The organism is Bradyrhizobium cenepequi, from assembly GCF_020329485.1.
In the GTDB taxonomy this organism is placed as follows: domain Bacteria; phylum Pseudomonadota; class Alphaproteobacteria; order Rhizobiales; family Xanthobacteraceae; genus Bradyrhizobium; species Bradyrhizobium cenepequi.
On the sequence record NZ_JAGKJI010000001.1, the window covers coordinates 370,970 to 393,948 of the forward strand.

The 22,979-nt window shown below is 63.4% G+C and carries 25 protein-coding genes; 13 read left to right on the forward strand and 12 right to left on the reverse strand.

The annotated features are described in order from the left end of the window. Positions 1-36: 36 nt before the first annotated feature. On the reverse strand, positions 37-594 hold the full coding sequence (locus tag J6497_RS01850) for an HNH endonuclease (protein ID WP_225702511.1): 558 nt from the start codon (positions 592-594) through the stop codon (positions 37-39). Positions 595-785: 191 nt separating this feature from the next. On the opposite strand from J6497_RS01850, the gene J6497_RS01855 reads away from it, so the two are divergent. Next, positions 786-2,546 carry a chloride channel protein gene (locus J6497_RS01855; protein ID WP_225702512.1) on the forward strand — a complete coding sequence of 587 codons (1,761 nt, stop codon included), beginning with the start codon at positions 786-788 and terminating at the stop codon, positions 2,544-2,546. Positions 2,547-2,559: 13 nt separating this feature from the next. On the opposite strand, the gene J6497_RS01860 is transcribed toward J6497_RS01855, so the two are convergent. The 5 genes from J6497_RS01860 to J6497_RS01880 form a co-directional block, all read right to left on the reverse strand. Beyond that, a complete protein-coding gene (locus J6497_RS01860; protein ID WP_225702513.1) occupies positions 2,560-3,534 on the reverse strand; it encodes a peptidyl-alpha-hydroxyglycine alpha-amidating lyase family protein in 975 nt (324 codons plus the stop codon). Positions 3,535-3,562: 28 nt separating this feature from the next. Next, positions 3,563-5,347 (reverse strand): flavin-containing monooxygenase, encoded by a 1,785-nt coding sequence (locus tag J6497_RS01865; RefSeq protein WP_225702514.1) that lies wholly within the window; start codon positions 5,345-5,347, stop codon positions 3,563-3,565. 92 nt (positions 5,348-5,439) lie between these two features. Continuing rightward, positions 5,440-6,525 (reverse strand): DUF2855 family protein, encoded by a 1,086-nt coding sequence (locus J6497_RS01870; protein WP_225702515.1) that lies wholly within the window; start codon positions 6,523-6,525, stop codon positions 5,440-5,442. 205 nt (positions 6,526-6,730) lie between these two features. Beyond that, the gene (locus tag J6497_RS01875) at positions 6,731-6,997 is read right to left on the reverse strand and encodes a hypothetical protein (RefSeq protein ID WP_225702516.1); all 267 of its coding nucleotides are present in this window, start codon (positions 6,995-6,997) and stop codon (positions 6,731-6,733) included. A gap of 118 nt (positions 6,998-7,115) precedes the next feature. Continuing rightward, entirely contained in the window at positions 7,116-7,769 is a 654-nt protein-coding gene (locus tag J6497_RS01880; protein WP_225702517.1) for a DNA-3-methyladenine glycosylase family protein, read from the reverse strand. 240 nt (positions 7,770-8,009) lie between these two features. On the opposite strand from J6497_RS01880, the gene gluQRS reads away from it, so the two are divergent. Both gluQRS and J6497_RS01890 read left to right on the forward strand, forming a co-directional pair. Continuing rightward, positions 8,010-8,882, forward strand: a complete 873-nt coding sequence (gluQRS, locus tag J6497_RS01885) for a tRNA glutamyl-Q(34) synthetase GluQRS (protein ID WP_225702518.1) — start codon at positions 8,010-8,012, stop codon at positions 8,880-8,882. A gap of 291 nt (positions 8,883-9,173) precedes the next feature. Beyond that, on the forward strand, positions 9,174-10,424 hold the full coding sequence (locus J6497_RS01890) for an ATP-binding protein (protein ID WP_225702519.1): 1,251 nt from the start codon (positions 9,174-9,176) through the stop codon (positions 10,422-10,424). Here J6497_RS01890 and J6497_RS01895 read toward each other — a convergent pair. After that, entirely contained in the window at positions 10,351-11,277 is a 927-nt protein-coding gene (locus tag J6497_RS01895; protein ID WP_249793303.1) for a YihY/virulence factor BrkB family protein, read from the reverse strand. The genes J6497_RS01890 and J6497_RS01895 overlap by 74 nt on opposite strands. An 88-nt stretch (positions 11,278-11,365) precedes the next feature. Here J6497_RS01895 and J6497_RS01900 point away from each other — a divergent pair, with 88 nt between their 5' ends. The 6 genes from J6497_RS01900 (at position 11,366) to J6497_RS01925 (ending at position 15,486) form a co-directional block, all read left to right on the forward strand. After that, positions 11,366-11,560: a twin transmembrane helix small protein gene (locus J6497_RS01900; protein WP_225702520.1), complete on the forward strand. Its 195-nt coding sequence runs from the start codon at positions 11,366-11,368 to the stop codon at positions 11,558-11,560. A 166-nt stretch (positions 11,561-11,726) separates the two neighbouring features. Beyond that, the gene (locus J6497_RS01905) at positions 11,727-12,299 is read left to right on the forward strand and encodes a cob(I)yrinic acid a,c-diamide adenosyltransferase (protein ID WP_225702521.1); all 573 of its coding nucleotides are present in this window, start codon (positions 11,727-11,729) and stop codon (positions 12,297-12,299) included. A gap of 120 nt (positions 12,300-12,419) precedes the next feature. Continuing rightward, entirely contained in the window at positions 12,420-13,169 is a 750-nt protein-coding gene (locus tag J6497_RS01910) for an electron transfer flavoprotein subunit beta/FixA family protein (RefSeq protein WP_225702522.1), read from the forward strand. After that, complete coding sequence (locus J6497_RS01915; RefSeq protein ID WP_225702523.1) at positions 13,170-14,117, forward strand: electron transfer flavoprotein subunit alpha/FixB family protein; 948 nt, start codon at positions 13,170-13,172, stop codon at positions 14,115-14,117. Between the two features lie 245 nt (positions 14,118-14,362). Then, the gene (locus J6497_RS01920; protein WP_225702524.1) at positions 14,363-15,244 is read left to right on the forward strand and encodes a 3-hydroxybutyryl-CoA dehydrogenase; all 882 of its coding nucleotides are present in this window, start codon (positions 14,363-14,365) and stop codon (positions 15,242-15,244) included. 53 nt (positions 15,245-15,297) lie between these two features. Next, positions 15,298-15,486, forward strand: coding sequence for a hypothetical protein (locus tag J6497_RS01925; protein ID WP_225702525.1), 189 nt, complete (start codon positions 15,298-15,300; stop codon positions 15,484-15,486). On the opposite strand, the gene tlpA is transcribed toward J6497_RS01925, so the two are convergent. Then, positions 15,483-16,160 carry a thiol:disulfide interchange protein TlpA gene (tlpA, locus tag J6497_RS01930; protein ID WP_225702526.1) on the reverse strand — a complete coding sequence of 226 codons (678 nt, stop codon included), beginning with the start codon at positions 16,158-16,160 and terminating at the stop codon, positions 15,483-15,485. The two genes, J6497_RS01925 and tlpA, sit on opposite strands and share 4 nt — an antisense overlap. A 119-nt stretch (positions 16,161-16,279) precedes the next feature. Between tlpA and argH the strand changes: the two genes are divergently transcribed. The 3 genes from argH (at position 16,280) to lysA (ending at position 19,314) form a co-directional block, all read left to right on the forward strand. Further along, positions 16,280-17,677, forward strand: coding sequence for an argininosuccinate lyase (argH, locus tag J6497_RS01935; RefSeq protein ID WP_225702527.1), 1,398 nt, complete (start codon positions 16,280-16,282; stop codon positions 17,675-17,677). A 91-nt stretch (positions 17,678-17,768) separates the two neighbouring features. Next, positions 17,769-18,041, forward strand: a complete 273-nt coding sequence (gene lptM / locus J6497_RS01940) for an LPS translocon maturation chaperone LptM (RefSeq protein WP_225702528.1) — start codon at positions 17,769-17,771, stop codon at positions 18,039-18,041. 7 nt (positions 18,042-18,048) lie between these two features. Beyond that, entirely contained in the window at positions 18,049-19,314 is a 1,266-nt protein-coding gene (gene lysA, locus J6497_RS01945; RefSeq protein WP_225702529.1) for a diaminopimelate decarboxylase, read from the forward strand. Between the two features lie 82 nt (positions 19,315-19,396). Here lysA and J6497_RS01950 read toward each other — a convergent pair whose 3' ends face one another. Both J6497_RS01950 and J6497_RS01955 read right to left on the reverse strand, forming a co-directional pair. Further along, on the reverse strand, positions 19,397-19,879 hold the full coding sequence (locus J6497_RS01950) for a hypothetical protein (protein WP_225702530.1): 483 nt from the start codon (positions 19,877-19,879) through the stop codon (positions 19,397-19,399). Continuing rightward, positions 19,857-20,396 (reverse strand): hypothetical protein, encoded by a 540-nt coding sequence (locus J6497_RS01955; RefSeq protein WP_225702531.1) that lies wholly within the window; start codon positions 20,394-20,396, stop codon positions 19,857-19,859. The genes J6497_RS01950 and J6497_RS01955 overlap by 23 nt, the downstream gene beginning before the upstream one ends. A gap of 688 nt (positions 20,397-21,084) precedes the next feature. Here J6497_RS01955 and J6497_RS01960 point away from each other — a divergent pair. Beyond that, a complete protein-coding gene (locus tag J6497_RS01960; protein ID WP_225702532.1) occupies positions 21,085-21,312 on the forward strand; it encodes a hypothetical protein in 228 nt (75 codons plus the stop codon). 108 nt (positions 21,313-21,420) lie between these two features. Here J6497_RS01960 and J6497_RS01965 read toward each other — a convergent pair whose 3' ends face one another. Both J6497_RS01965 and J6497_RS01970 read right to left on the reverse strand, forming a co-directional pair. Then, positions 21,421-22,329: an NAD(P)-dependent oxidoreductase gene (locus tag J6497_RS01965; RefSeq protein WP_225702533.1), complete on the reverse strand. Its 909-nt coding sequence runs from the start codon at positions 22,327-22,329 to the stop codon at positions 21,421-21,423. 198 nt (positions 22,330-22,527) lie between these two features. After that, entirely contained in the window at positions 22,528-22,908 is a 381-nt protein-coding gene (locus J6497_RS01970) for a carboxymuconolactone decarboxylase family protein (protein ID WP_225702534.1), read from the reverse strand. Between the last annotated feature and the right edge of the window lie 71 nt (positions 22,909-22,979).

The following is a 22,979-nucleotide window of genomic DNA, read 5'->3' on the forward strand; positions in this document are numbered from 1 at the left end:
TGCTGTGAGTCGCAGCACGCAGGCGTAAATCAAGCGCTACGGATCGAGCTCGGTGTCCCAGTACAGGTAGTCGAGCCAGCTGTCGTGCAAATAGTTCGGCGGGAACAGGCGGCCGTTGCGGTGGAGCTGGTGCACGGTCGGCGCGAACGGCGCCTGCTTCGGAAACATCTTGGCCTGCTGCGGCGTCAGGTTGCCCTTCCTGAGGTTACAGGGCGAGCACGCCGCGACCACATTCTCCCAGGTGGTCTGGCCGCCTTTGCTGCGCGGGATGATGTGATCGAAGGTGAGATCGTCCGCCGAATTGCAGTATTGGCAGGCGAAACGATCGCGCAGGAAGACGTTGAATCGCGTGAAGGCGGGATGAGTGGTCGGCTTGACGAAGGACTTCAGCGAGACGACGCTGGGAAGCTGGATTTCGAAGGAGGGGCTGCGTACCGCCCGGTCGTAATATTCAACGATATTCACGCGGTCGAGGAAGACTGCCTTGATCGCATCCTGCCACGACCATAGCGACAGGGGGTAATAACTCAGCGGCCGAAAGTCCGCGTTCAGGACCAGTACCGGCCAACCGCCTTGCGAGACATGTGCGTTCAAGTAACGCTCCCGGCCTCCGTATCGCTGCGAAGCAGCATGTACCGACATACTACATGCAGCGTGACGGGATTGTGAAGGGCATAGAGGCGTTTATCCTGCTCCGCGCTGCCATGTTCCCGCCGTGATTGCCACCCGGATGCAAGGCCCGTAAACGGGGCCGCAGATACGCTCCTGCGTCGGCGGCCTCAGCAATGTTCACCAAGTCCCGCTATCTCGAGGCACCGCGCCGGCTGCGCGCCTTCGTGCGCGCGCATGAAACAAGCCTGGTGGTCCTGGCGGCGCTAACCGGAACCATTGGCGGGCTGGTGGTGGCCGCCATGAGCGGCGCGGTCTCGGTGCTGCATGTCGCACTGTTCGATCTGCCGTTCGGCGAGCGGCTCTCCAGCCAGATCGGCCTCGACCCGCTGCGCGCCGTGCTGGTTCCAAGCCTGGGCGGATTGTTGCTGGGCCTTGCCTTTCTCGCGCTGGCACGCTGGCGGCCGGGGCGCGAGATCGACCCGATCGAGGCCAATGCCCTCTATGGCGGGCGGATGTCATTTCGCGGTAGCGTGATCGTCGCGCTGCAGACGATCTGGTCCTCTGGCGTCGGCGCCTCCGTCGGCCTCGAGGCTGGTTACACGCAGCTCTCCAGCGGCATCGCGGCTTCGTTCGGCCGCGCCTTCCATTTGCGCCGCATCGACCAGCGCATCATGGTCGGATGCGGAGCGGCGGCGGCGATCGCAGGCGCCTTCGGCGCGCCGCTGGCCGGCGCCTTCTATGCTTTCGAACTTGTGATCGGCGGCTATACGCCCGCGAGCCTCGCGCCGGTCGGGGTCGCCGCGGTCGCCGGCTATTTTGTCGCACATGCCTTCAGCGTGCTGACGCTGGGAGTAAGCGTCGATACCGTCGGCGATGTGCTGGGGCGCGACCTCGCCATCGCCGCGCTGCTCGGCGTGCTGGCGGCGCTGTTCGGCATCGCCATCATGCGCGGCGTCACGCTGTGCGAGACGCTACTGGGAAAGACAAGGCTCTGGCCACCGCTGCGCACCGCGCTCGGCGGTTTCGCCGTCGGGCTGATGGCGCTGCTGACGCCGCAGGTGATGTCCTCGGGTCACGGCGCGCTGCATCTCGGCGGCGTCGTGTCGATGCCGCTCACCTTCATGGCCGGCGTGCTGATCCTGAAGGCGATGGCCTCGATCGTCTCGCTCGGTAGCGGGTTTCGCGGCGGCCTGTTCTTCGCCGCCCTGTTCATGGGCGCGTTGGGCGGCCGGCTGTTTGCCGCTGGTTGCGACATGCTATGGCCGGGCCTCAACCTCGATCCCGACGTCTACGCGGTGATCGGCATGAGCGCGTTGTCGGCGTCTGTGATCGGCGGACCGCTGACGATGTCCTTCATCGCGCTGGAATCGACCGGCAATCTCTGGCTCAGCACGGCGGTGCTGGTCGCCGTCATTATCTCCACCATGCTCACGCGGGAACTGTTCGGCTATTCGTTCGCCACTTGGCGCTTGCATCTGCGCGGCGAGACCATCCGCAGCGCCGCCGACGTCGGCTGGATCCGCGATCTCACGGTGGACAAAATGATGCGCCGGGATATGACGACGGTGAATGCGGATATGCCAATCGCGCAGTTCCGCAAGCAGTTCCCGCTCGGCTCCAAGACGCAGGTGGTCGCGGTCGATAGCGAGGGGCGCTACGCCGGCCTGGCATTGATCGCAGAAGCGCATGCGCCCGATGTCGAGATGAACAACGGTCTCGCCGGCATCCTGCGCCATAGCGACGTCGTGCTGCATCCGTCCATGAACATCCAGGAAGCGATTGCGGTGTTCGATGCAGCGGAAGCGGAATCGCTCGCCGTGGTCGAAGAGGGCGCGGAGCGCTGTCCGATGGGCGTCCTCACCGAGGCGCACGCGATGCGGCGTTATGCCGAGGAATCCGAGCAGCGCCGGCGCGAGGTGATCGGCGAGGTCTGATCGCCGCAGCGAACTACATCGGAACCTTCTCCAGCTTCTGCAGGCAGCGTGCCACCCTCACCTCAGCCGGCATCTCGGTATCGGGAAAGCTGGTCTTCCAGTCGGTGACGCCGACCTCGCCGACATAGATGTCGCCTTTCGAATCCAATGCGATGCCGTGCGGCGCCAGAAACTTGCCGGTCTCGACACCGGGGCCGTTCTCGCCACCGAGCCGCGCGATGCGGCTGCCCTTGGCATCGACGATGGTCAGTCGCGGCCCGAGATTCGGCACCTTGCGGTTGACCGCGAGACCCGGGCCGAGTTCGCCGACCACGAAATTCGGCTGCCTGCCGCCGCAGCAACACAGCGCGCAGGGACGGTGCAGATTGTTCCACTGCGTCTCGTACTTGCCATTGCCGTCGAACACCTGCACGCGATGGTTCTCGCGGTCGGCGACATAGACAAAGCCATCTGCATCGGTCGCGATGTTGTGGACGATGTTGAATTGTCCGGGATCGGTGCCGGACTCGCCCCAGCTCTTCATCAGCCTGCCGTCGGGCGTGAATTTGTGGACGCGGGCGTTGCCGTAACCATCGGAGACATAGATCTCACCCTTTGGCGATAGCGCGGTGTGGGTGCAGCGGTTGAACGGCTCGCCGCTCATGAACGGCGCGGGCTGACTTGGGATGCCGATCGTCAGCAGCACCTTTCCCTCTGCCGAGCATTTGCGCACGGTATGGTCGCCGTCGTCGGTGCAATAGAGGTTATCGTCGGCGTCGATATGCAGGCCGTGGGCGCGGGAGAACAGGCCTTCGCCCCAGCTGCGCAGGAAATTGCCTTCGCGGTCGAACACGATCATCGGATGTTCGCCGCGGTTGAAGACATAGATGCGGTCCTTGCTGTCGACCGCGACGGAGGCGACATCGGTGAGCTGCCAGCCGTCGGGCAGCTTGGCCCAGTTCTGTGCCATGCGGTAGCGATGCTCGCCGGAGCCGAGAATGGTCGCCATCTGATTTCCCCTGGAGCGATGGATTGGGTTATGCAAACGTCGCCCGCGGCCCGACATCGCGCGGCAGCAGGCCTTCCTCGATCGCCTTGATCTGCAGCGCCAGGTGCTTCGAGCCGATCCGGCATTGCGCCAGCCCGCCGGCGATCAGCCAGAGGCCCGCCTGGCGCGTGCGGGTGTACATGTTGCGGAGCTCCTGCTCCTCGCCAAAGCCCCAGATCGTGCCGACGCGGCCGGCGACGTCGGCGCCGAACAGCTTCTTCACCAGTTCCTCCTGGCGCTTGTAGCCGGTCGCGAGCACCACGAGGTCGGCGGCGACAAGCTCGCCGTTCTTCATCCTGGCGCCGTCGGGCACGAACGTCTCGATGTCGGCAAACTGCTTGAGCGCGATCTCGCCTTTCACGACCAGGTCGGAGCAGCCAACGTTGAAATAGTAACCGCCGCCGCGGGTGAGATATTTGAATTGCCAGCCGGTGTTGTCCTCGCCGTAGTCGAGCTTGAAGCCGACGCGTGCCAGGCCCTCGAGCAGGTCCTTGTCCAGCGCTTTCGATTTCTCCGTCACCATCGCGTGGCTCTTGCGCGCGAGCTTGAACGGCATCGATACTGCGATCAAGTCATTGTCGTCGAGCGTCCCCTCATTGTAGGGCGCGTAGACGAGCTGCGCCGATGGCTCGATGCTGACCACCAGCGTCGGGTTGCGCTGTACCAGCGTCACCTGAGCGCCGCTGGAGTAAAGGTCCTGAGCGATGTCGTGGCCGCTATTGCCGGTGCCGATGACGATGGTGCCATTGCCCTTCCAGCTCTCGCCGTCGTCATAGCGGCTGGAATGCATGACCTTGCCGGAAAAATCCTTCAGGCCGGGAATATCAGGCACGTTCGGAATGCCGCTGACTCCGGTCGCGAGCACCACATGCCGCGGGTGCATCTCGCGCGTCGTACCGCCGGCGCGCAGCGTCACGGTCCAGCGGCCTTCGTTCTCGTCGTAATGCCCGCCCTCGAACTCGGTCCCGGTCCAGAAGTTCAGCTCCATCGCATCGACATAAGCGTCGAACCAGTTGGCGAGCTTGTCCTTCGGAATATACGTCGGCCAGTTCGGCGGGAAATGCATATAGGGCAGGTGGTTGACCTGGACCTGGTTGTGCAAGGTGAGCGCGTGATAACGCTTGCGCCAATTGTCGCCGATGCGCTCTTCGCGATCGACGATCAGCGTGTCGACCTGCAACTGCTTCAGCCGTGCGGCGATGCAGAGCCCGCTCTGGCCGCCGCCGACCACGAGGACGGTTGGATCGCGATCGGCATAATCAGCGGAGGCCTTGCGCAAATCGAGCCAGTTCGGTCCGCGGAAGTCACGCGAATAGGCATTGCCGCGCGGGCGGCCGGCGCCGAGCTGCTCCTCAAACCCCTTGAGCTCGCCCAGCTCGGTCAAGAGCGTCCAGGCCTTCAGCGTATTGCCATCGGTAGGGTCAGGGATCAGGCGGACGATTCCGCTGCCGCGACCCTCAGCGGTCTCGAACTTGAACATAGCCTCGATCGCATTGGTGCCGGCCCGCGTCACCTTGCGCGGCGCGCGGCGCTCGGGATCGATCGCCAAGCGGCGTGGTGCCGCGCGGGCCGCATGCTGCTTCAACTCGGCAATGATGGCGTCCGCGCCTTCGACCGTCTGGATGTTCCAGCTCAGCGCCAGCACGTCGCGCCAGAAACCGTCAGGGAGAAACAGGAAATTGAGCGCGCCGTCGCCAGGCTTGCGAAGTGCGTCCTCGAATCGGGCAAGCCAAGTGTCGGCGGCCACCGAGATGTCGTCGGTCTTGTCGAGCATGAGCGTTCCCCGTCACGGCCGTCTTCGCGTCGTGTTCCCTCGCAGCCTATACCTATTCGGCAGGCCGCAGAAAGGCCGTGACGGGATGTCGGCTATTCCGACAGAGAAAGGATATGTCCCACTTCCGGTGGCACCCGGCCGTCGAGGGTATCGAGATAGGCCGTCTGCACGGCGGCGGGACCGCGGCCTTCGGTCACCTTGAGCCATTGCTCGAGCTTTGGCGCGAAGCCGGACCAGGCGACGCCGAAGCGTGTGTCGACCCCGCCGGGTCCCCATTCCTTCGCACGCTTGCGGATCTGGTCGGGCGCGAAGAACCAACTCGGCTTCGCTCCCGGCAATTCCGGCTCGTTCTCTGAGGACAGTCGATGCGTCAGTCCGACGCGCCCGGAATATTTCATCTGCGCGCCAAAATGCAGGTGCAGCGTTTCGCGCAAGCGGCTGTTGCCGGCCATGTCCACGAACGCCGTCGGCTTATCGGAAGGCAGGGATGCGACGCGATCATAGGTGATGACCTCGTCGTAGCAGCCGAGCGATGTCACGAAGCTGGCATTTGCCGCCGACGTCAGGCCGATCACCTTGATGCCTCTGCTGTGCAAGAGATGCGCGAGCCCGAAGGCGGTCTTGCTGGAAGCGGAAGAGAGCATCACGCTCTCGGCGCCAAAAAATTCGTTCTCGGCGAGGAAGTCGTCGACCAGGAACGACAGCATGAACAGCGGCCGCAGTAGGGCCTGGTAGTCGCCCTGCCGCCCGGCAAAGGCGGGATTGCCGCTGACGCGTGCATAGGCGTTGTAGACCGGCGCCACGCCCTGGCGATGTGCAGCGCCGTCGCGCAGGCCGCGCTTGCCGACATCGGTGGCCTCGATCACAAGATGCGTCGCCATCGGGAAATAGCCGAACAGCCGTTCGCCTTCGGCAACGTTCGGGTGGCGAGAGGCGATCACCTCGCCAAATCCCCACACCGGAATGTTGCCAAACCCTTCCGGTGCAGGGAATAGCTGCCAGTATTTGAGCTCGTCGCCGAGCACCGCGTAGGTGATGTTGTTGGCGGTCAGCGCAAAGCTCGTCACCTTGATCAGCAACGTCTCGCTCGGAAGCGTGGCGGCATCGGGCAGAGCCCGCTCGATGAACTTGCATTGCTTGAGATCGTTGCGGGCGACGACGAAATCGGTCGATGTCATGAGGGCGGCTCCGGCTTTGGACGCGCCGCCATCTTTGCGTCGGGCGATGAAGGTTTTGCAACAGCAACATAGTTTAAAACGCTGTTCGCATCAGCGCTCCGATGAAGCGACAGTAATACGCGCGACATACTCAGTTCTCGTAGCCTGGGTCACGCTGCGCTCCATGCGGCCATGGGCCTGGCGGGGGTAATCCTCTGGATTGATATCAGCGACGGCCAACGTAGGCGAGCAGTCGTACTGAAAACCAGGCCGTCGCAGCAAACAGGAGGCCAGCACAAAGGCCAAAGAATGGACGATAGGACAAGCCTTCGAGATATCGATGGAGTTCAAGAGCTTGGAAGAAAGCGATAGTGACGATCCAGATCAATGCGGTGAACCATTTCCACAATATCGGGTCTAGATCACTTTCTTTCCGAGCCCTTCTGAGGACAAAGAAAACGATCAAAGCGACAAAGATCGAAAACCAGGTCATGTTGGGTTCGTCCGTTTGGCGAACAGGTAGACCAAGACGAGTTTCGGTTTTGCCCGATCGGGGATCGCAATCTAATTAAAGTTCGCCCAGCCGCGCACCGGCGCGGCGGAAATACGTCTTATTTCGAGCCCGCAATTACACCCTCGCGTTTCTTCAGCACACGGTAATAGGCCCACCACAGATGCGCGGCGGCGCCGCGCAGCGGGCGCCAGGGCTCGGCCAACGGCGCCATCTGTTTCGCGGTCGGCCGCTCCTTCAACCCCAATCCGATCTTCACCGCTTCCTGCACGGCGAGATCGCCCGCCGGCCAGGCGTCGCCGTGGCCGAGGCAGAACAACAGATAGATGTCCGCGGTCCACGGGCCGATGCCCGGCAGCGCAGTCAGTGTGTTGTGGGCGATGTCGGCGACTTCGTTCGCGAGCACATCGAGGTTCAGCCGTTCGGCGGCGAGTTCGCGCGCGATGTGCTTCAGCGTCTTGATCTTCGCTGCCGACAAGCCGAGCCGGCCAAGCCGGTCGGCGCGGGCTTTGCTGATTGCGTCATGATGAAACGGGTCGAACGCCTTGCTGACGCGGCCCCAGATCGCCGCGGCGCTCGCGGTTGAAAGCTGTTGGCCGCAGATGATGGCGGCGAGCCCGGTAAAGCCCGGTTCGCGCTGGCGAATCGTCGGCATGCCGGTGAGCTCCAGCACCGGCTTCAGCCGCTTGTCCTGCTTTACAAGCATGTGGATGGCATCTTCCAGGTCCGACTGAGTTTCGAAGTGAACGAGCATTACTTTCCTTGCGTCATGGCCGGGCATAAGCGCGCAGCGCGTCTTACAATCAACGTCCCGGCCATCCACGTCCTCTCTTTTCGATCGCATGCTGGTCTGAGCTATAACAACGTGCGAGTCAGCCGGCGCGTGATCCACCTTGACACATTTCTTCGGTGAAGCCGAAGAGCGTGGATGGCCGGGAGTGCCAGGGTTAAGACGCGCTTCGCGCTTGTGCCCGGCCATGACGAGAGTCCAGGAATGTCGCCACCCGTTTTCCGATTCGCGCCGAGCCCGAATGGTTACCTCCATCTCGGCCACGCTTTTTCGGTGCTGCTGAATTTTGACCGCGCTCGCGAGGCCGGGGGACGATTCCTGCTGCGGATCGAGGACATCGATCCGACGCGCTGCCGGCCGGAGTTCGAGATGGCGATCTACGAGGATCTTGCCTGGCTCGGCATCTCCTGGGAGACGCCGGTGTGGCGGCAGTCGGAGCATCTCGACGCCTATCGCGAGGCGCTCGAGCAACTGACCGCGCAGGGCCTGCTCTATCCGAGCTTTGAAAGCCGCGCCGAGATCGCGCGCCTGATCGCCGAGCGCGAGGCGGCGGGACCATGGCCCCGCGATCCCGATGGCGCGCCGCTCTATCCGGGCGCCGCGAGATCGCTGCCGGCATCCGAGCGGCGGCGGTTGATCGAGGCGGGAGCGCCTTACGCGCTGCGGCTCGATATGGCGGCGGCCCGCGCGCGGGCGAAACATCTGACCTGGACCGAGCAGGGCGAGGGGCCGGCCGGCGAGCACGGAACCGTCACCGCGTGGCCGGAGGCTTGGGGCGACGTCATCCTGGCGCGCAAGGAGACGCCGACCAGTTATCACCTCTCGGTCGTGGTCGACGACGCCCTCCAGGGGGTGACCGACGTCATCAGGGGGCAGGACCTGTTCTGGTCGACCAGCGTGCACCGGCTGCTGCAGGAGCTCCTCTGCATCCCTCCGTCAACCTACCGGCATCACCGGCTGATTCGCGATTCGGCCGGGCAGAAGCTGTCGAAGTCGACCAAGGCGACCGCCTTGCGGGAACTGCGCGCCGGCGGCGCGACGCCCGCTGACATCCGCCGTCTCGTCGGCCCGCCCTAAAGTGCGATGAGTTGTCCGCTTGTTTATCTCTCCCGCTTGCTTGCGGGGGAGGTCGGCGCGCCAGCGCCGGGTGGGGGCTCTCTCCACACGCTCGGACAGCGTGAATCGTGGAGAGAGCCCCCACCCCAGCCCTCCCCCGCAAGCGGGAGAGGAGCGCAGCGCCCGTCGTGGAGGCAATTCAACCCTGTCTCATCATGATCCAGAGCCAAGGGGTCCGTCGGCCAAAGGTCTCCGTGACACCCACCACCCCGGCATGCCATTCTGCCGGCCGGGGCAGGGTCTACGAGAATCATGGCGGCAAGATCGCGCGTTGGGCGCACCATTCGGCATCCCAAGAAGAGGCCGTCGCGGAAACGTGTCTTGAAGGCGGCAAAAGCGCGCCGCAGGCGAGCGCCTGCCAAGGCGGCGCCCGGCGTGGTCGAGACTGCGCTGGCGGCGTTCGCGCACGAGGTGCGCACGCCGCTTACCGGCATTCTCGCGATCAGCAACCTGCTGGCCACCTCCGACCTCAACGAGCGTGAGCGGCGCTGGGTCGATACCATCCAGGCCGGCGCCGAGCATCTGGCCAGCCTTGCGACCCTGTTCGTCGATGCGGCGCGAAGCCGTGGCCCCGGCCTCGAGATCCGGCAGGATTTCTTCGACCTGCGCACGCTTATCCGCAACGCCGGGAATTCGCTGGCCGGGCGGGCGGCGGCCAAGGGGCTGGAGGCCTCCGTCGATATTTCGGGACAGCTGCCCGCCTTCGCTATCGGCGATCCCATCCGGCTGCGTGCGGCGCTGGAGAACCTGATCGACAACGCGGTCAAGTTCACCGAGCGCGGAACGGTCGCGTTCGGGGCCGCGCCGACGCGCGCCGGGAAAGGCAAGATCGGGGTCGCCTTTGCCATTTCCGACAGCGGCATCGGGCTGTCGCTCGCTGAGATCAAGCGCCTGTTCCGTCCGTTCTCGCAAGCCAATGTTTCCATCGCCTCGCGCTTCGGCGGCGCGGGCCTCGGCCTGTCCTCGGTCAAGCAGCTTGCACGGGCGATGGGCGGCGACATTGTCGCCAGGCCGCGGCGCGGCGGGGGCACCACGTTCACGCTGACGATCGTGCTGGCACCCGCCAGCGAACCGGCGGCGACCACGGGCAATGCCAAGAGCGACGTTCCGGCGGGGGCGCCCCGTGCGCTGCGGCTGCTCAGCGTCGAGGACAATCCGTTCGGCCGCGTCGTGCTCAACACCATCCTCACCGAGCTCGGCCATCAGGCGGAGTTCATCGGTGAGGGGGAAGCGGCGCCGGAGCGGCTGGCGCAGGGCACCTTCGACGCGGTGCTGATGGATATGGTGCTGCCGGGCATCGACGGGGTCGAGGCGATCAGGCGTATCCGCGCGCTTCAGCCGCCGCTCGGCCGCATTCCGATCATCGGGATTTCCGGCCGCAGCGAGGACGAGGCGGCCTCGCGCGCTGCCGGCGCCGACGCGTTCCTGGTCAAGCCTGTGAGTCCGCGGGCTTTAGCGACTGCGCTGCTTGAAGCGACACGCCGTTCGGCAGCCGCGACTTGATGATCGCCGCGTTCAACTCGCCGCCATAAACGAAGATCGCCGAAATGAAATACAGGAACACCAGCGCGATGATCACCGACGCCAGTCCCGCATACATCGTGACATAGTTGTTGGCGAAGCGCGCCAGGTACTGACCGAACACGATGCCTGAGATCAGCGAGGCCACCACGGTGAAGATGATGCCGGGCAGGATCTGCAGGAAGCTGCGCCGCCCCGCCGGCAACCAGGCGTGCAGGATGAACAGCGCAACGGTGAGCGCCGCGATCGTGATGCCGTAGCGTGTGATGTTGAGGATGCGTTCGTTGCTCTCGACGAAGAACGGAATGTAGAGCCGCGCCGTCTCGAGCATCAACGGACCGAGCACGATCAGGAACGCCATTGCGAGCGACGTGATGGCGGCGACCAGGGTGTAGCCGATGGATTCCAGCCGCAGCCAGTACCAGGACCGCCACTCGACCACTGCATAGGCGCGGTTCAGCGCGATCCGGAGTGCCTCGACGCCATTGGAGGCGAAATAGAGCGCGAGAGCTGCGCCGATGGTCAGGATGTCACCGCGCGTGGTCGTCAGGACATCATGGATCTGGCTGGACAGCGCGTCGGCGACTTGTCTGGGCCAGATCTGCAGCAGCAGGCTGGCGGCCTGGTCGGCCAGTTCCTTGGAGCCGAAAAAGCCGGCCAGAGAGGTCAGCACGATCAGGAACGGGAACAGCGCCATCAGGGTCGACAGCGCGATATGGCTCGCAATCGCCCAGCCGTCGTCGGCGAGGAACGTGTAGAACGCATCCATCACGACACGGTAGACGTAGCGGACCTGCTTCACTTCCCACCCTGATCCGGCCAGCCGAGGCCGCATACCAGCTTCCGATATAATCGCGCCAAATGCCAGATCGTTGCACTTGCTCCATGTGGCGCTTCGGATATCACGGTGTTATCTAACGCTGATGGCACCCTTCTTAAGTACGTTCATCCTCCCTATCGCAGTCGGCGCCGTCGGTGTGGTCCTGTTGCTCGGTCTGGCGAATATGATGCGCGGCGGTTCGCCGAACACCTCGCAGAAATTGATGCGGCTGCGCGTGTTGCTGCAATTCGTCGCCATCGTGATCGCGATGCTCGCGGTCTGGGCGATGGGGCGCTAGTAGTTCTTACCTCTCCCATAGGGAGAGGTCGGATCGCGCAAGCGATCCGGGTGAGGGGTTCAGGTCCCTCGATCTACCGTAACCCCTCACCCGGCGCTTCGCGCCGACCTCTCCCTACGGGAGAGGTGGTCGCGGAAGCTGGAGCTGGACAACACCGGAGCTGAATATGGTCGTGCTCAACAAGATCTATACGCGTACCGGCGATGACGGCACCACTGCGCTTGGAAGCGGCGAGCGACGGCCGAAATATGATCTGCGCGTCAGCGCTTATGGCACCGTGGACGAGACCAATGCCGCGATCGGCGTAGTGCGGCTTCATCTTGCGGGTAGCCCTGAGCTCGACCGCATGCTCGGCCTGATCCAGAATGATCTGTTCGACCTCGGCGCCGATCTCGCGGTGCCCCAGCGCGAGGGCAAGGCGGAGCGTTTGCGGATGCTGGCGAGCCAGGTCGAGCGGCTCGAGCGCGACATCGACACGCTCAATGCCGAGCTCGCGCCGTTAACCTCTTTCGTGCTCCCCGGCGGCACCCCGGCGGCAGCCTATCTGCACCTCGCCCGCACGATTTGCCGCCGGGCGGAACGGATCATGGTGGAACTTGCGGCGAAGCCGGACGAGCCGGTCAGCGCGGCTGGCATCCAGTATATGAACCGCCTGTCGGATTTCCTGTTTGTCGCCAGCCGATTCCAGAACGACAAAGGCGCGGGCGACGTGTTGTGGGTGCCCGGCCAAAACCGCTAGAGTACGTCTTAAGTCCTTAGGGCCGATTTTTGGCTTTCGCGCGTTGACCGCCGATAACGGGACCTTTAGGTTCCGCGCCCGAGCCAACCAACCCCCTAATTTCAAAGCGAAAGAGGATCGATGAAGGTTCTTGTGCCGGTAAAGCGGGTCGTCGACTTCAACGTCAAGGTCCGCGTCAAGAGTGACGGATCGGGCGTGGAACTCGCCAATGTCAAGATGTCGATGAATCCGTTCGACGAGATCGCGGTCGAGGAAGCGCTGCGGCTGAGGGAAGCCGGCAAGGTGACCGAGGTCGTGGTGGTGTCGATCGGCCCGGCGCAGGCCTCCGAGACCATCCGCACCGGCCTTGCCATGGGCGCCGATCGCGGCATCCTGGTCAAGGCCGAAGGCAATGCGGAGCCGCTCGCAGTCGCCAAGATCCTCAAGGCGGTGGTGGACGCGGAGAAGCCCGGCCTCGTCATTCTCGGCAAGCAGGCGATCGATGACGACAGCAACCAGACCGGCCAGATGCTGGCCGCGCTGCTCGGCTGGTCGCAGGCGACGTTCGCTTCCAAGCTCGAGGTCGAAGGTTCTGACTTCAAGGTGACGCGCGAGGTCGATGGCGGCCTGCAGACCGTGAAGCTGAAGGGCCCGGCGATCATCACTACCGACCTTCGCCTCAACGAGCCGCGATACGCCTCGCTGCCCAACATCATGAAGGCGAAGAAGAAGCCGATCGACGACAAGAACGCCGCCGACTATGGCGTCGATCTCACGCCGCATCTCGAAATCCTCAAGACTTCGGAACCGGCAGGCCGCAAGGCGGGCGTCAAGGTCAAGGACGTCGCCGAACTGGTGTCGAAGCTCAAGACCGAAGCCGGGGTTCTCTAAATGACGACATTGCTGATTGCCGAACACGAACACGAGAAGCTGAAGGACGTGACCAACAAGGCGCTGACCGCAGCCAGCCAGTTGGGCGGCGACGTGCATGTGCTGGTCGCCGGCGGCCAGGATGCCAAGGCCGCAGGCGAAGCGGCAGCGAAGCTCGCCGGCGTCAAGAAGGTGCTGGTGGCGGAAGGTGAGGCTTACGCCCACGATCTCGCCGAGCCGCTGGCCGCGCTGATCGTCTCGCTGGCGTCGTCCTATGATGCGATCGTCGCGCCCGCGACCTCGCGCTTCAAGAATGTGATGCCGCGCGTCGCGGCCCTGCTCGACGTCATGCAGGTATCCGAGATCATCAAGGTGGTCGCGCCCGATACCTTTGAGCGTCCGATCTATGCTGGCAACGCGATCCAGACCGTGAAGTCGAAGGACGCCAAGAAGGTGATCACGGTCCGCACCTCGACCTTCGCGGCGACCGGTGAGGGTGGCAGCGCCCCGGTCGAGACCGTGGCGGCTGCGGCCGATCCGGGCCTTTCCAGCTTCCTCGGCGAGGAGGTCGCCAAGAGCGACCGGCCGGAGCTGACCTCGGCCAAGATCATTGTCTCCGGCGGCCGTGCCATGCAGAGCCGGGAAAATTTCGCCAAGTATATCGAGCCGCTGGCCGACAAGCTGGGCGCCGGCGTCGGCGCCTCGCGTGCCGCGGTCGATGCCGGCTATGCGCCGAATGACTGGCAGGTGGGCCAGACCGGTAAGGTGGTAGCACCGGAACTTTATGTCGCAATCGGCATCTCCGGCGCAATTCAGCATCTGGCCGGCATGAAGGACTCCAAGGTGATCGTCGCGATCAACAAGGACGAAGACGCGCCGATCTTCCAGGTCGCCGATTACGGCTTGGTCGCCGACCTCTACCAGGCGGTTCCGGAGTTGACCGAAGCGCTTGGCAAGCTCGGAAAATAAGCAAGCAAGACACACCGGCCGGATGGTCAAGCCCGGCCGGTGTTTCTCGTTTTTGAATGGCGTTTTTCGGCGAAGCAGGTACCTTTCGCCCAGAGCATGATCCGAACTTGGAGCGCCGCTTTGGCGCTAAGTGGGCGCCGGTTTACGAAAAGATCATGCGCAAACGTAAGACTTGTCGGATATAGGGGACATTGTAAGGGACTTGGGCGAGGCGCGATGTGCGCGCCGTCCCGGTGGATGACAACATGACGGTCGCAATCAAGAAGGTCGGCGTGATCGGCTCGGGCCAGATGGGCAACGGCATTGCCCATGTGGCGGCGCTTGCCGGCTTCAACGTGCTTCTCAACGACATTTCCGCCGATCGCGTGAAATCGGCGCTGGCAACCATCAACGGCAATCTGTCGCGCCAGGTGGCCAAGAAGACTATTACCGAGGAACAGCGCAAGCAGGCGCTGTCCCGAATCGTCGCGACCGAAAGCCTCGACGATTTGGCGGATTGCGATCTCGTGATCGAGACCGCAGTCGAGAAGGAGGAGACCAAGCGCAAGATCTTCCATGATCTCTGCGCCGTCCTGAAGCCGGAAGCGATCATCGCCTCCAACTCCTCGTCGATCTCGATCACGCGGCTTGCCGCCTCCACCGACCGCCCCGAGCGCTTCATCGGCATTCATTTCATGAATCCGGTGCCGCTGATGGAATTGGTGGAATTGATCCGCGGCATCGCTACCGATGATCTGACCTTCGACACCGCGAAGGAGTTCGTCAGCAAGCTCGGCAAGCAGATCGCGGTATCGGAGGATTTCCCGGCCTTCATCGTCAACCGCATCCTGCTGCCGATGATCAACGAAGCGATCTATACGCTCTATGAGGGCGTCGGAAATGTCGAGGCGATCGACGCGGCGATGAAGTTAGGGGCCCACCATCCGATGGGGCCGCTGGAACTGGCCGATTTCATCGGGCTCGATACCTGTCTGTCGATCATGCAGGTGCTGCATGAGGGGCTCGCGGATTCAAAATACCGGCCGTGCCCGCTGCTGGTGAAATACGTCGAGGCCGGCTGGCTCGGCCGCAAGACCCAGCGTGGTTTCTACGACTACCGCGGCGAGAAGCCGGTCCCGACGCGGTAGGCAGGCGTTAACCCCTGCCGCCTATGGTGCGCCCGAACTTGGGAGTACCGCGTATGGACATGATGAGCATGGTCTCGGGCATTCTGGCCATGCAGGCCGGCGGCCTGCAGTCGCAGATCCAGACCTCAATCATCAAATCCAATTCGGACGCCGAGAAATTCGCGGTGCAGACCCTGCTGGGTGCCCCGTCCAACGCCAATCTGGCACCGGGCGTCGGCGGCAATCTGAACGTCGTCGCCTAGATCCCTGCCGCGGCCGGCTGCACCGCCGCCGTGATCAGCTTCACCGCATCATCGCTCGCCCATTCGGCCGGTCCCGCAATGGTCGCGATCTCGCAGCCCTTGCCGTCGACCAGCAACGAGGTGGGCATGCCGAGCGCTTTGCCTATGCTCTTAAGATCCTGAAAAACCTTGGCTTTCGCATCGCTGAAATAGCCGAGCCGGGTCAGATTGGCGTCTTTCAGGAAGTTCTTCGGCTTGTCGAAGTCGCGGGTGTCGATGTTGATCGCCACCACCTCGAAATCCTTGCCGCCGAGCTTGGCCTGCAGCGCGTCCAGCGCCGGCATCTCCTTGCGGCAGGGCACGCACCAGGTGGCCCAGAGGTTCACCAGCACGGTCTTGCCGCGCCAGTCCGACAGCTTCCTCGGTTTGCCGTCTGCGTCCTCGAAGGCAAGGTCGGGGACCTGCAGGGGCTTTGTCGCCATCGTCAGGGCGGCGACCTCGCCACGGGCCAGCGGGCCGAGCTTCTTCGCCAGATCGACCGCACCACTGCAGGCCGGGTCACCGGCCGGGCCGCGCCACATCAGCCCGCCAAATCCGGAGACGCCGGCATAGCCGATCAGCGCGCCGACCAGCACTGCGCCGATCACGAGCGGAATCCGGCGTGTGGCGCCACGGGACGGGGGAGTTTCAGGCATTCGTTGTCATCCAACGTTAATTGTGGCTAAGCAGGGCCCGCGCCGGCGCCGGGTCGGTTTCGACAGTCGGGCGATCAAGGGCAGGGCCTGAAGCTTTGAGAAGTCGTGAGCGAGCAATCATGAGCAACAAGATGTGGGGCGGGCGGTTCTCCGAGCGTCCCGACGCGATCATGGAGGAAATCAACGTCTCCATCGACGTCGATCGTCACCTTTATGCCCAGGACATCGCCGCGTCCAAGGCCCACGCCGCGATGCTCGCCGCGCAAGGCATTATCAGCGCGTCTGATGCGAAAAATATCGGTAAAGGTCTAGACACGATTTTGTCAGAAATCGACAAGGGATCGTTCGATTTCAAGCGCGCGCTCGAAGATATCCATATGAACGTCGAGAGCCGGCTGTCGGACCTGATCGGCCCTGCCGCCGGGCGGCTTCACACCGCGCGCTCCCGCAACGACCAGGTCGCGACCGACTTCCGCCTCTACGTCCGTGACACGATCGACGAGACGGACGCAGCACTGGCCACGTTCCAGACGGCGCTGGTTGAGCGCGCGCTGGAACATGCCGCAACCGTGATGCCCGGCTTCACCCATCTGCAGACCGCCCAGCCCGTCACCTTCGGGCATCATTTGCTTGCCTATGTCGAGATGGCGGCGCGCGACCGCGGCCGCTTCACTGATGCCCGCAAGCGATTGAACGAATCGCCGCTCGGCGCTGCCGCGCTCGCCGGCACCTCGTTCCCGATCGACCGGGCCGCGACGGCAAAAACGCTCGGCTTCGACCGTCCGATGGCCAATTCGCTCGACGCCGTGTCCGATCGCGATTTTGTCCTCGAAACCCTGTCCGCCGCCGCGATCACGGCCGTGCACCTGTCGCGCTTCGCCGAGGAGATCGTGGTCTGGACCTCGCCCTTGGTCGGTCTCGTGAGTCTCAGCGACAAGTTCACCACCGGCTCTTCCATCATGCCGCAGAAGCGCAACCCGGATGCGGCGGAACTGGTGCGCGCCAAGACCGGACGCGTGATCGGCGCGCTCACCGCGCTCCTGATCGTGATGAAGGGTCTGCCGCTCGCCTATCAGAAGGACATGCAGGAGGACAAGCAGGGCGCGATGGAAGCCTTTGCCGCGCTGTCGCTCGCGATCCGCGCCATGACAGGCATGGTCAGGGATCTCGTGCCGGACGAAGCGCGGATGAAAGCCGCAGCCGGCGAGGGCTATGCCACCGCCACCGACCTCGCCGATTGGCTGGTGCGCACGCTCAAGATGCCGTTCCGCGAGGCCCACCATGTCACCGGCCGCATCGTCGCGCTGGCCTCGGAGCGGGGCGTCGCCCTGCACGAGCTGCCGCTCAAGGCGATGCAGGAGGTCGAGCCGAAGATCACCGCGGACGCACTCAAAGTGCTGTCGGTCGAATCATCGGTGAAAAGCCGCACCAGTTATGGCGGCACCGCGCCCAGGAACGTGCTTTCCCAGGCGAAAGCCTGGGCAAAGCGGCTGGAAAAAGAGCGAAAATTGGGCTGAACGACAAATTTCGCTGCAATCTCATGGTTATCCGGGGCTCGCCAGAGCAAATCAATGTTTGTATGGTGCGGCCCGCATTGGGGATTTCGTCGTGACCTGTAATCACCGCCTGACCCGGCCGGGATGGGCTCTCATCCTTGTCGGCGTTGCCGCGCTGACGCTCGGCGGCTGCGGACGCAAGGGACCGCTCGACCTGCCGCCGACCGCGAGCTCAGCGCAGACGCCGGCTGCTCCGGAAGGCGATACCGAGACCCGGCGGGCAGCCGAGCCGAGCCTGTTCAATCCGAACTATGGAACGGATGCGCCGCCGGCCGCGGCCAAGGGTCGCCAGCGCTCGTTCGTCCTCGACCCGCTTCTCGACTGAGCGTGCCATGAACCATTTCGACTATCGCGACGGCGTGCTGCACGCCGAAGCGGTTGACCTGTCGAAGCTCGCCGAGACCGTGGGCACGCCGCTCTATTGCTATTCGACCGCGACGCTGGAGCGCCACTACCGGGTGTTCACCGAAGCCTTCGCCGGCGAGAAGGTCCTGGTCTGCTACGCCATGAAGGCCAATTCCAACCAGTCGGTCTTGCGCACCCTGGCAAAGCTCGGCGCCGGCGCTGACGTGGTGTCGGGCGGCGAATTGAAGCGCGCGATTGCCGCCGGCATCGCGCCGTCGAAGATCGTGTTCTCCGGCGTCGGCAAGACCGAGGCCGAGCTGCGCGCCGCGCTCTCCGCCGACATCCTCTGCATCAACATCGAGTCCGAGCCCGAGCTCGAACTGTTGTCGCGGCTTGCGGCCGAGATGGGCAAGACCGCGCGCATTTCGGTGCGCGTCAATCCCGATGTCGATGCCGGCACGCACGCCAAGATCTCGACCGGCAAGTCCGAGAACAAGTTCGGCATCCCGATTGCGCGGGCGCGCGAGGTCTATGCCCGCGCGGCGAAGCTGCCGGGCATCGAGGTGACGGGCGCCGACATGCATATCGGCAGCCAGATCACCGATCTGTCGAAGATGGAGACCGCGTTCCGGATCCTCGCCGAATTCGTGCAGACCTTGCGCGCCGACGGCCACAATATCTCGCACATCGATTTCGGCGGCGGGCTTGGCATTCCCTATTACATGGACCGCGAGGCACCGCCGGCGCCCGACCTCTATGCCGCGATGGTCAAGCGCGTGACGCATAACCTCGGCTGCACGCTGATGTTCGAGCCGGGGCGGATGATTGTCGGCAATGCCGGCATCCTCATCACACGCGTGATCTATGTGAAGCATGGCGAGGCCAAGAACTTCGTCATCATCGATGCCGCGATGAATGACCTGATCCGGCCGACGCTGTACGAGGCGCATCACGACATCCTGCCGGTGCGGCAGGCCAGGAAGGGCGCGCCCATGATCGTGGCCGACGTGGTCGGCCCGGTCTGCGAAAGCGGCGACTATCTCGCGCTCGACCGTTCGCTGCCCGAGCCCAAGGTGGGCGATCTCCTGGCGATCATGACCGCCGGCGCCTATGGCGCGGTGCAGTCCGGCAGCTACAACACGAGGCCCTTGGTGCCGGAAGTGCTGGTCAAGGACGATCAATACGCAGTCGTGCGCCCGCGCGTCGAGGTCGAGGCGCTGATCGCAATGGACAAGCCCGCGCCGTGGCTGTGAGCGGCGACCGCCTTTCACGTTCTCCGCTGTCGTCCCGGCTCAGCGCTCACTTCGTTCGCTTGGCCGGGACGACGAAGGAGTTTTAGCTGGCTCGTGGCGAGCCTTGAAGCTCGCCCCATGGCAGCCGTTCGGCGTCGCAGGATGAGCTCTCCGCTACGCTGATGACAGGCGAAATGTGCCTCGCCAACCCAAGCTCGCGAAGGAATCTGGACCAGAGATAATCCAGCACGGTCCAGAATACCGGTTGTCGCGTGTACACCACGCCGCGAAAGACCACGAACGAGTGCTCCGCGCCTGCAGCAAGATGGCGGATGAGATTCGCGTTCGATCCATCGGGCGTCAGCCTGGCGACGTGCAGCTGGCATGATGCGATGTTGGCCCGGACCATCGGCATATCATTCACGATCTGGTCGGTTACGACCACGTTGAAGTGCCTGGTCTCGAGAAATTCAATGAGATCTTCTTTCAGGTGGCTCTTGTTATCGGCGGGGACCGCGATCTTCCACCCGATCGCCAGCAGGAGCACGGCGGCGATCGATGCCCTAAATGCGCTGGAAGAGCTCACGCCTCACTCCTATCACGCAGAAGCCGACGATCAGGCCCAGTATGATTGTGTTGGCGACAGCGGCGCCCCATTGCGAATGGAACATCGCATAGTGCCATTGGCTCAATCCCATGAAACCGATGCGCGTAACATTCACCGCGATCACCGACACGCAGGCCATCAGGCACCAGAACAGATCGTAAGCGGATCGCTTGTGATCGACGGATTGGCTCACGGTGACCCAGCAGAGAACCGCAAGCGATACGTTGGCGAGCGAAGAACAGGCCGGCAGGATCACGAGAACGCCGGACCCGTCGGCGAAATCAACGATGTCGCCACTCCGAGGCGAGTGCAACAGCCAGCTCACAAGCGAGGCGTCGATTTGCAGTATCAGGTCGGCGAAGAACTGAAACAGCAACCGGCTCCAGAGCATGGGCACGCAGGTCGCCACCAGTATGAGGGCGCCGCGTCGGGTCGAGGGGATGTCGCTGGAGCTGATGAGGTAGAGGCCGAGCGCGGTGACTGCGAACCAGCTCACGGGACCGATGGGCAGAATGACCAGAATGACAAACGCTGCGCCAATCGCGAGGTCCGACGAACGAATCCCGGTCGTTCGGTCTTGAAGAATGAGAGCGATCCCTGCGACGCACGAAATCCAAACAATGATGCTGATTTCAAAAGTATTGAAGAAGGCGTCCACCCATCCAAGCCGGTCGATCGATTGGATGATGCGTGATGTGAAGCCGCTGATACAGCCGAGTGCGAAAAGCCCCGCGAAGAATTCGCCACGCGGGAGGTCCCTCGCTATCGGCGACGCGGCACGATCGGAAATCAATCTATTTAAAATGGTCATTACAATTTAATAGCCAATATAATTAAATATAACCACCGGAAAGTCGGCGCGGCAACAGAGGTTTTTTAATAACAGGCTTCCGGACGGATTTCTCAGTCGAGCGCCCGAAGCATGCGGGAGCCGTTTTAAGCCCGAGCGGCCGAGACGTGCCTTTGACTTAACAAAACAGGACGACAGCAATGTCGCTGCCGCGGGGCAGGGGCGCTGAACTCGGCGCAACCAATAAATCTCGGATAAGACGCGGTATTTTCGCGTGGCCCCATCGTCCCCTCCATTTTCGCAGGGCTGCTATTTTAAATATTAAATCCCGTTGACAGATATTTAAATTAGAGTGAGATTAATATTATCAAATATGGCTGAGTGGAGTGCAGCAATGTCGTTACCAGGCTGGGTTCTCGCGATTTTCCTCTTGATGGCGGCAGCCGTGCCCGCTGGCGTATACTTCTCGGCTTGGCTGTTCTTCCCTCCCAACCAAGTCTACCATTATGAGGGGCAAGGAACGTATCGTGGCGCTCCAGGCCCGGCCGCTGGCGCGGGACTTCCCTTCCTCGTCGCCGCGGGCGTTTATTGGTACGTCAAGCGCCGTCGCAAGTCGAAATAGCGCCGCGCGCGATCGCAAAGCGGCCGACAAAAACACCTTCGTTGAAATTCAGAAGGACCGCCTGCCAGGCGGTCTTTCTTGTTGATTCAAGCATCTTGTCCGCACAGCTCACTTCGCCGCGTGACTGCCCTTTGCCGCACCGACCACCACGCCCGCCGCCTTCTCGATCGGCTTGATCGCGGAGGTGAAATCGGACTCCGGCCCCATATCGCGGATGACGACTTCCCAGAGCCGGCCGACGGCTTCGGCGACTTCCATCGACAGGCCAAGCGACTTCATCTCTTCCAGGCACAGCCGCACGTCCTTCACCATCAAGCCGGTGGCGAAGCCGAAATCGAACGTGCGCGGCAGCACCGAGCGCGGAAACTTGTCGCGGCTCGCCGTGTTCATGCCTGAGCCCGCATTGATGACATCGATCATCACTGCCGGATCGAGCCCGGACTTCACGCCCATCACCACCGCTTCCGAGGTCGCAACCATCGCGGTCGCCGACAGGAAATTGTTGGCGAGCTTCATGGTCTGGCCCGAGCCCGGCTTCTCGCCGATGAAGAACACCTTGCCGATCACGTCGAGCACCGGCTTCAGGCCCTCGTAATCCGGGCGCGGGCCGGAGACCATCACCGCCAGCGTTCCCTTTTCGGCGCCACCAACGCCGCCGCTGACGGGGCTGTCGATCTGCACGATGTTGCGCTTCGCCAGGAGGTCGTGGATGCGCACCGCCATCTGCGAGCCGACGGTGGAGAGATCGACGAAGCGTTTGACGCGCTTGCCCTCGATCACGCCGCCGGCACCGGTTGCGACCTCAAGCGAGGCCTGCAGCGAAGGCAGGCTCGCCATCACGGTCTCGACCCGGTTGGCGACCTCCTGCGGCGAGGATGCGGCTAACGCGCCGCGTGCGGTCAGTCGCTCCACAGCCTCCTTGCGCGTGTCGAACACGGTAAGTTGATGCCCGGCCTCGACCAGCCGGCGCGCCATCGGAAAGCCCATGTTCCCGAGGCCGATGAATCCAATTTCCATGGTAATTCCTTTTTGTCTCTCGCGAGTTCATTGCGCGAAACCGCGCGCTACACACTCGATGTCGTCCCCGCGAAGGCGGGGCCCCATACCCCCAGCCCGAAGTTGCCGCGCCCGGCTGTGGCTCCAGTAATCACATCCGCCTGTGGTTATGGATCCCGGCTCGCGCTTCGCTTGGCCGGGACGACGGCGGCGTGGGTGTCAGCCCTTATCGATCTCGGCGAACACCTCGCGCGCGATCCGAAAGCTGTCGACGGCAGCGGGCATGCCGCCATAGATCGCGACCTGCATCAGGATCTCGCGGATCTCGTCACGGGTGACGCCATTGGTCAGCGCGCCCTTCAGATGCGCGCGCAATTCGTGCGGCCGGTTCAGGATCGAGATCATCGCGATGTTGAGCATGCTGCGGGTCTTGCGCGGCAATTCCTCGCGGCCCCATACCGAGCCCCAGCAATATTCGTTGAGCAGTTCCTGGAACGGCTTGTTGAAGCTGTCGACGTTCTTGAGCGTGTTGGAGACATAGGCCTCGCCGAGCACGGCCTTGCGGATTTCCAGGCCCTTGTCGTGCGTCTTCTGGTCCATGACGTTTCCTCATGCAGTTTAGGAGAGCAACTTGGCTAGGTTGTGAGGCCGCGGACGTTACGGGGTCGCTC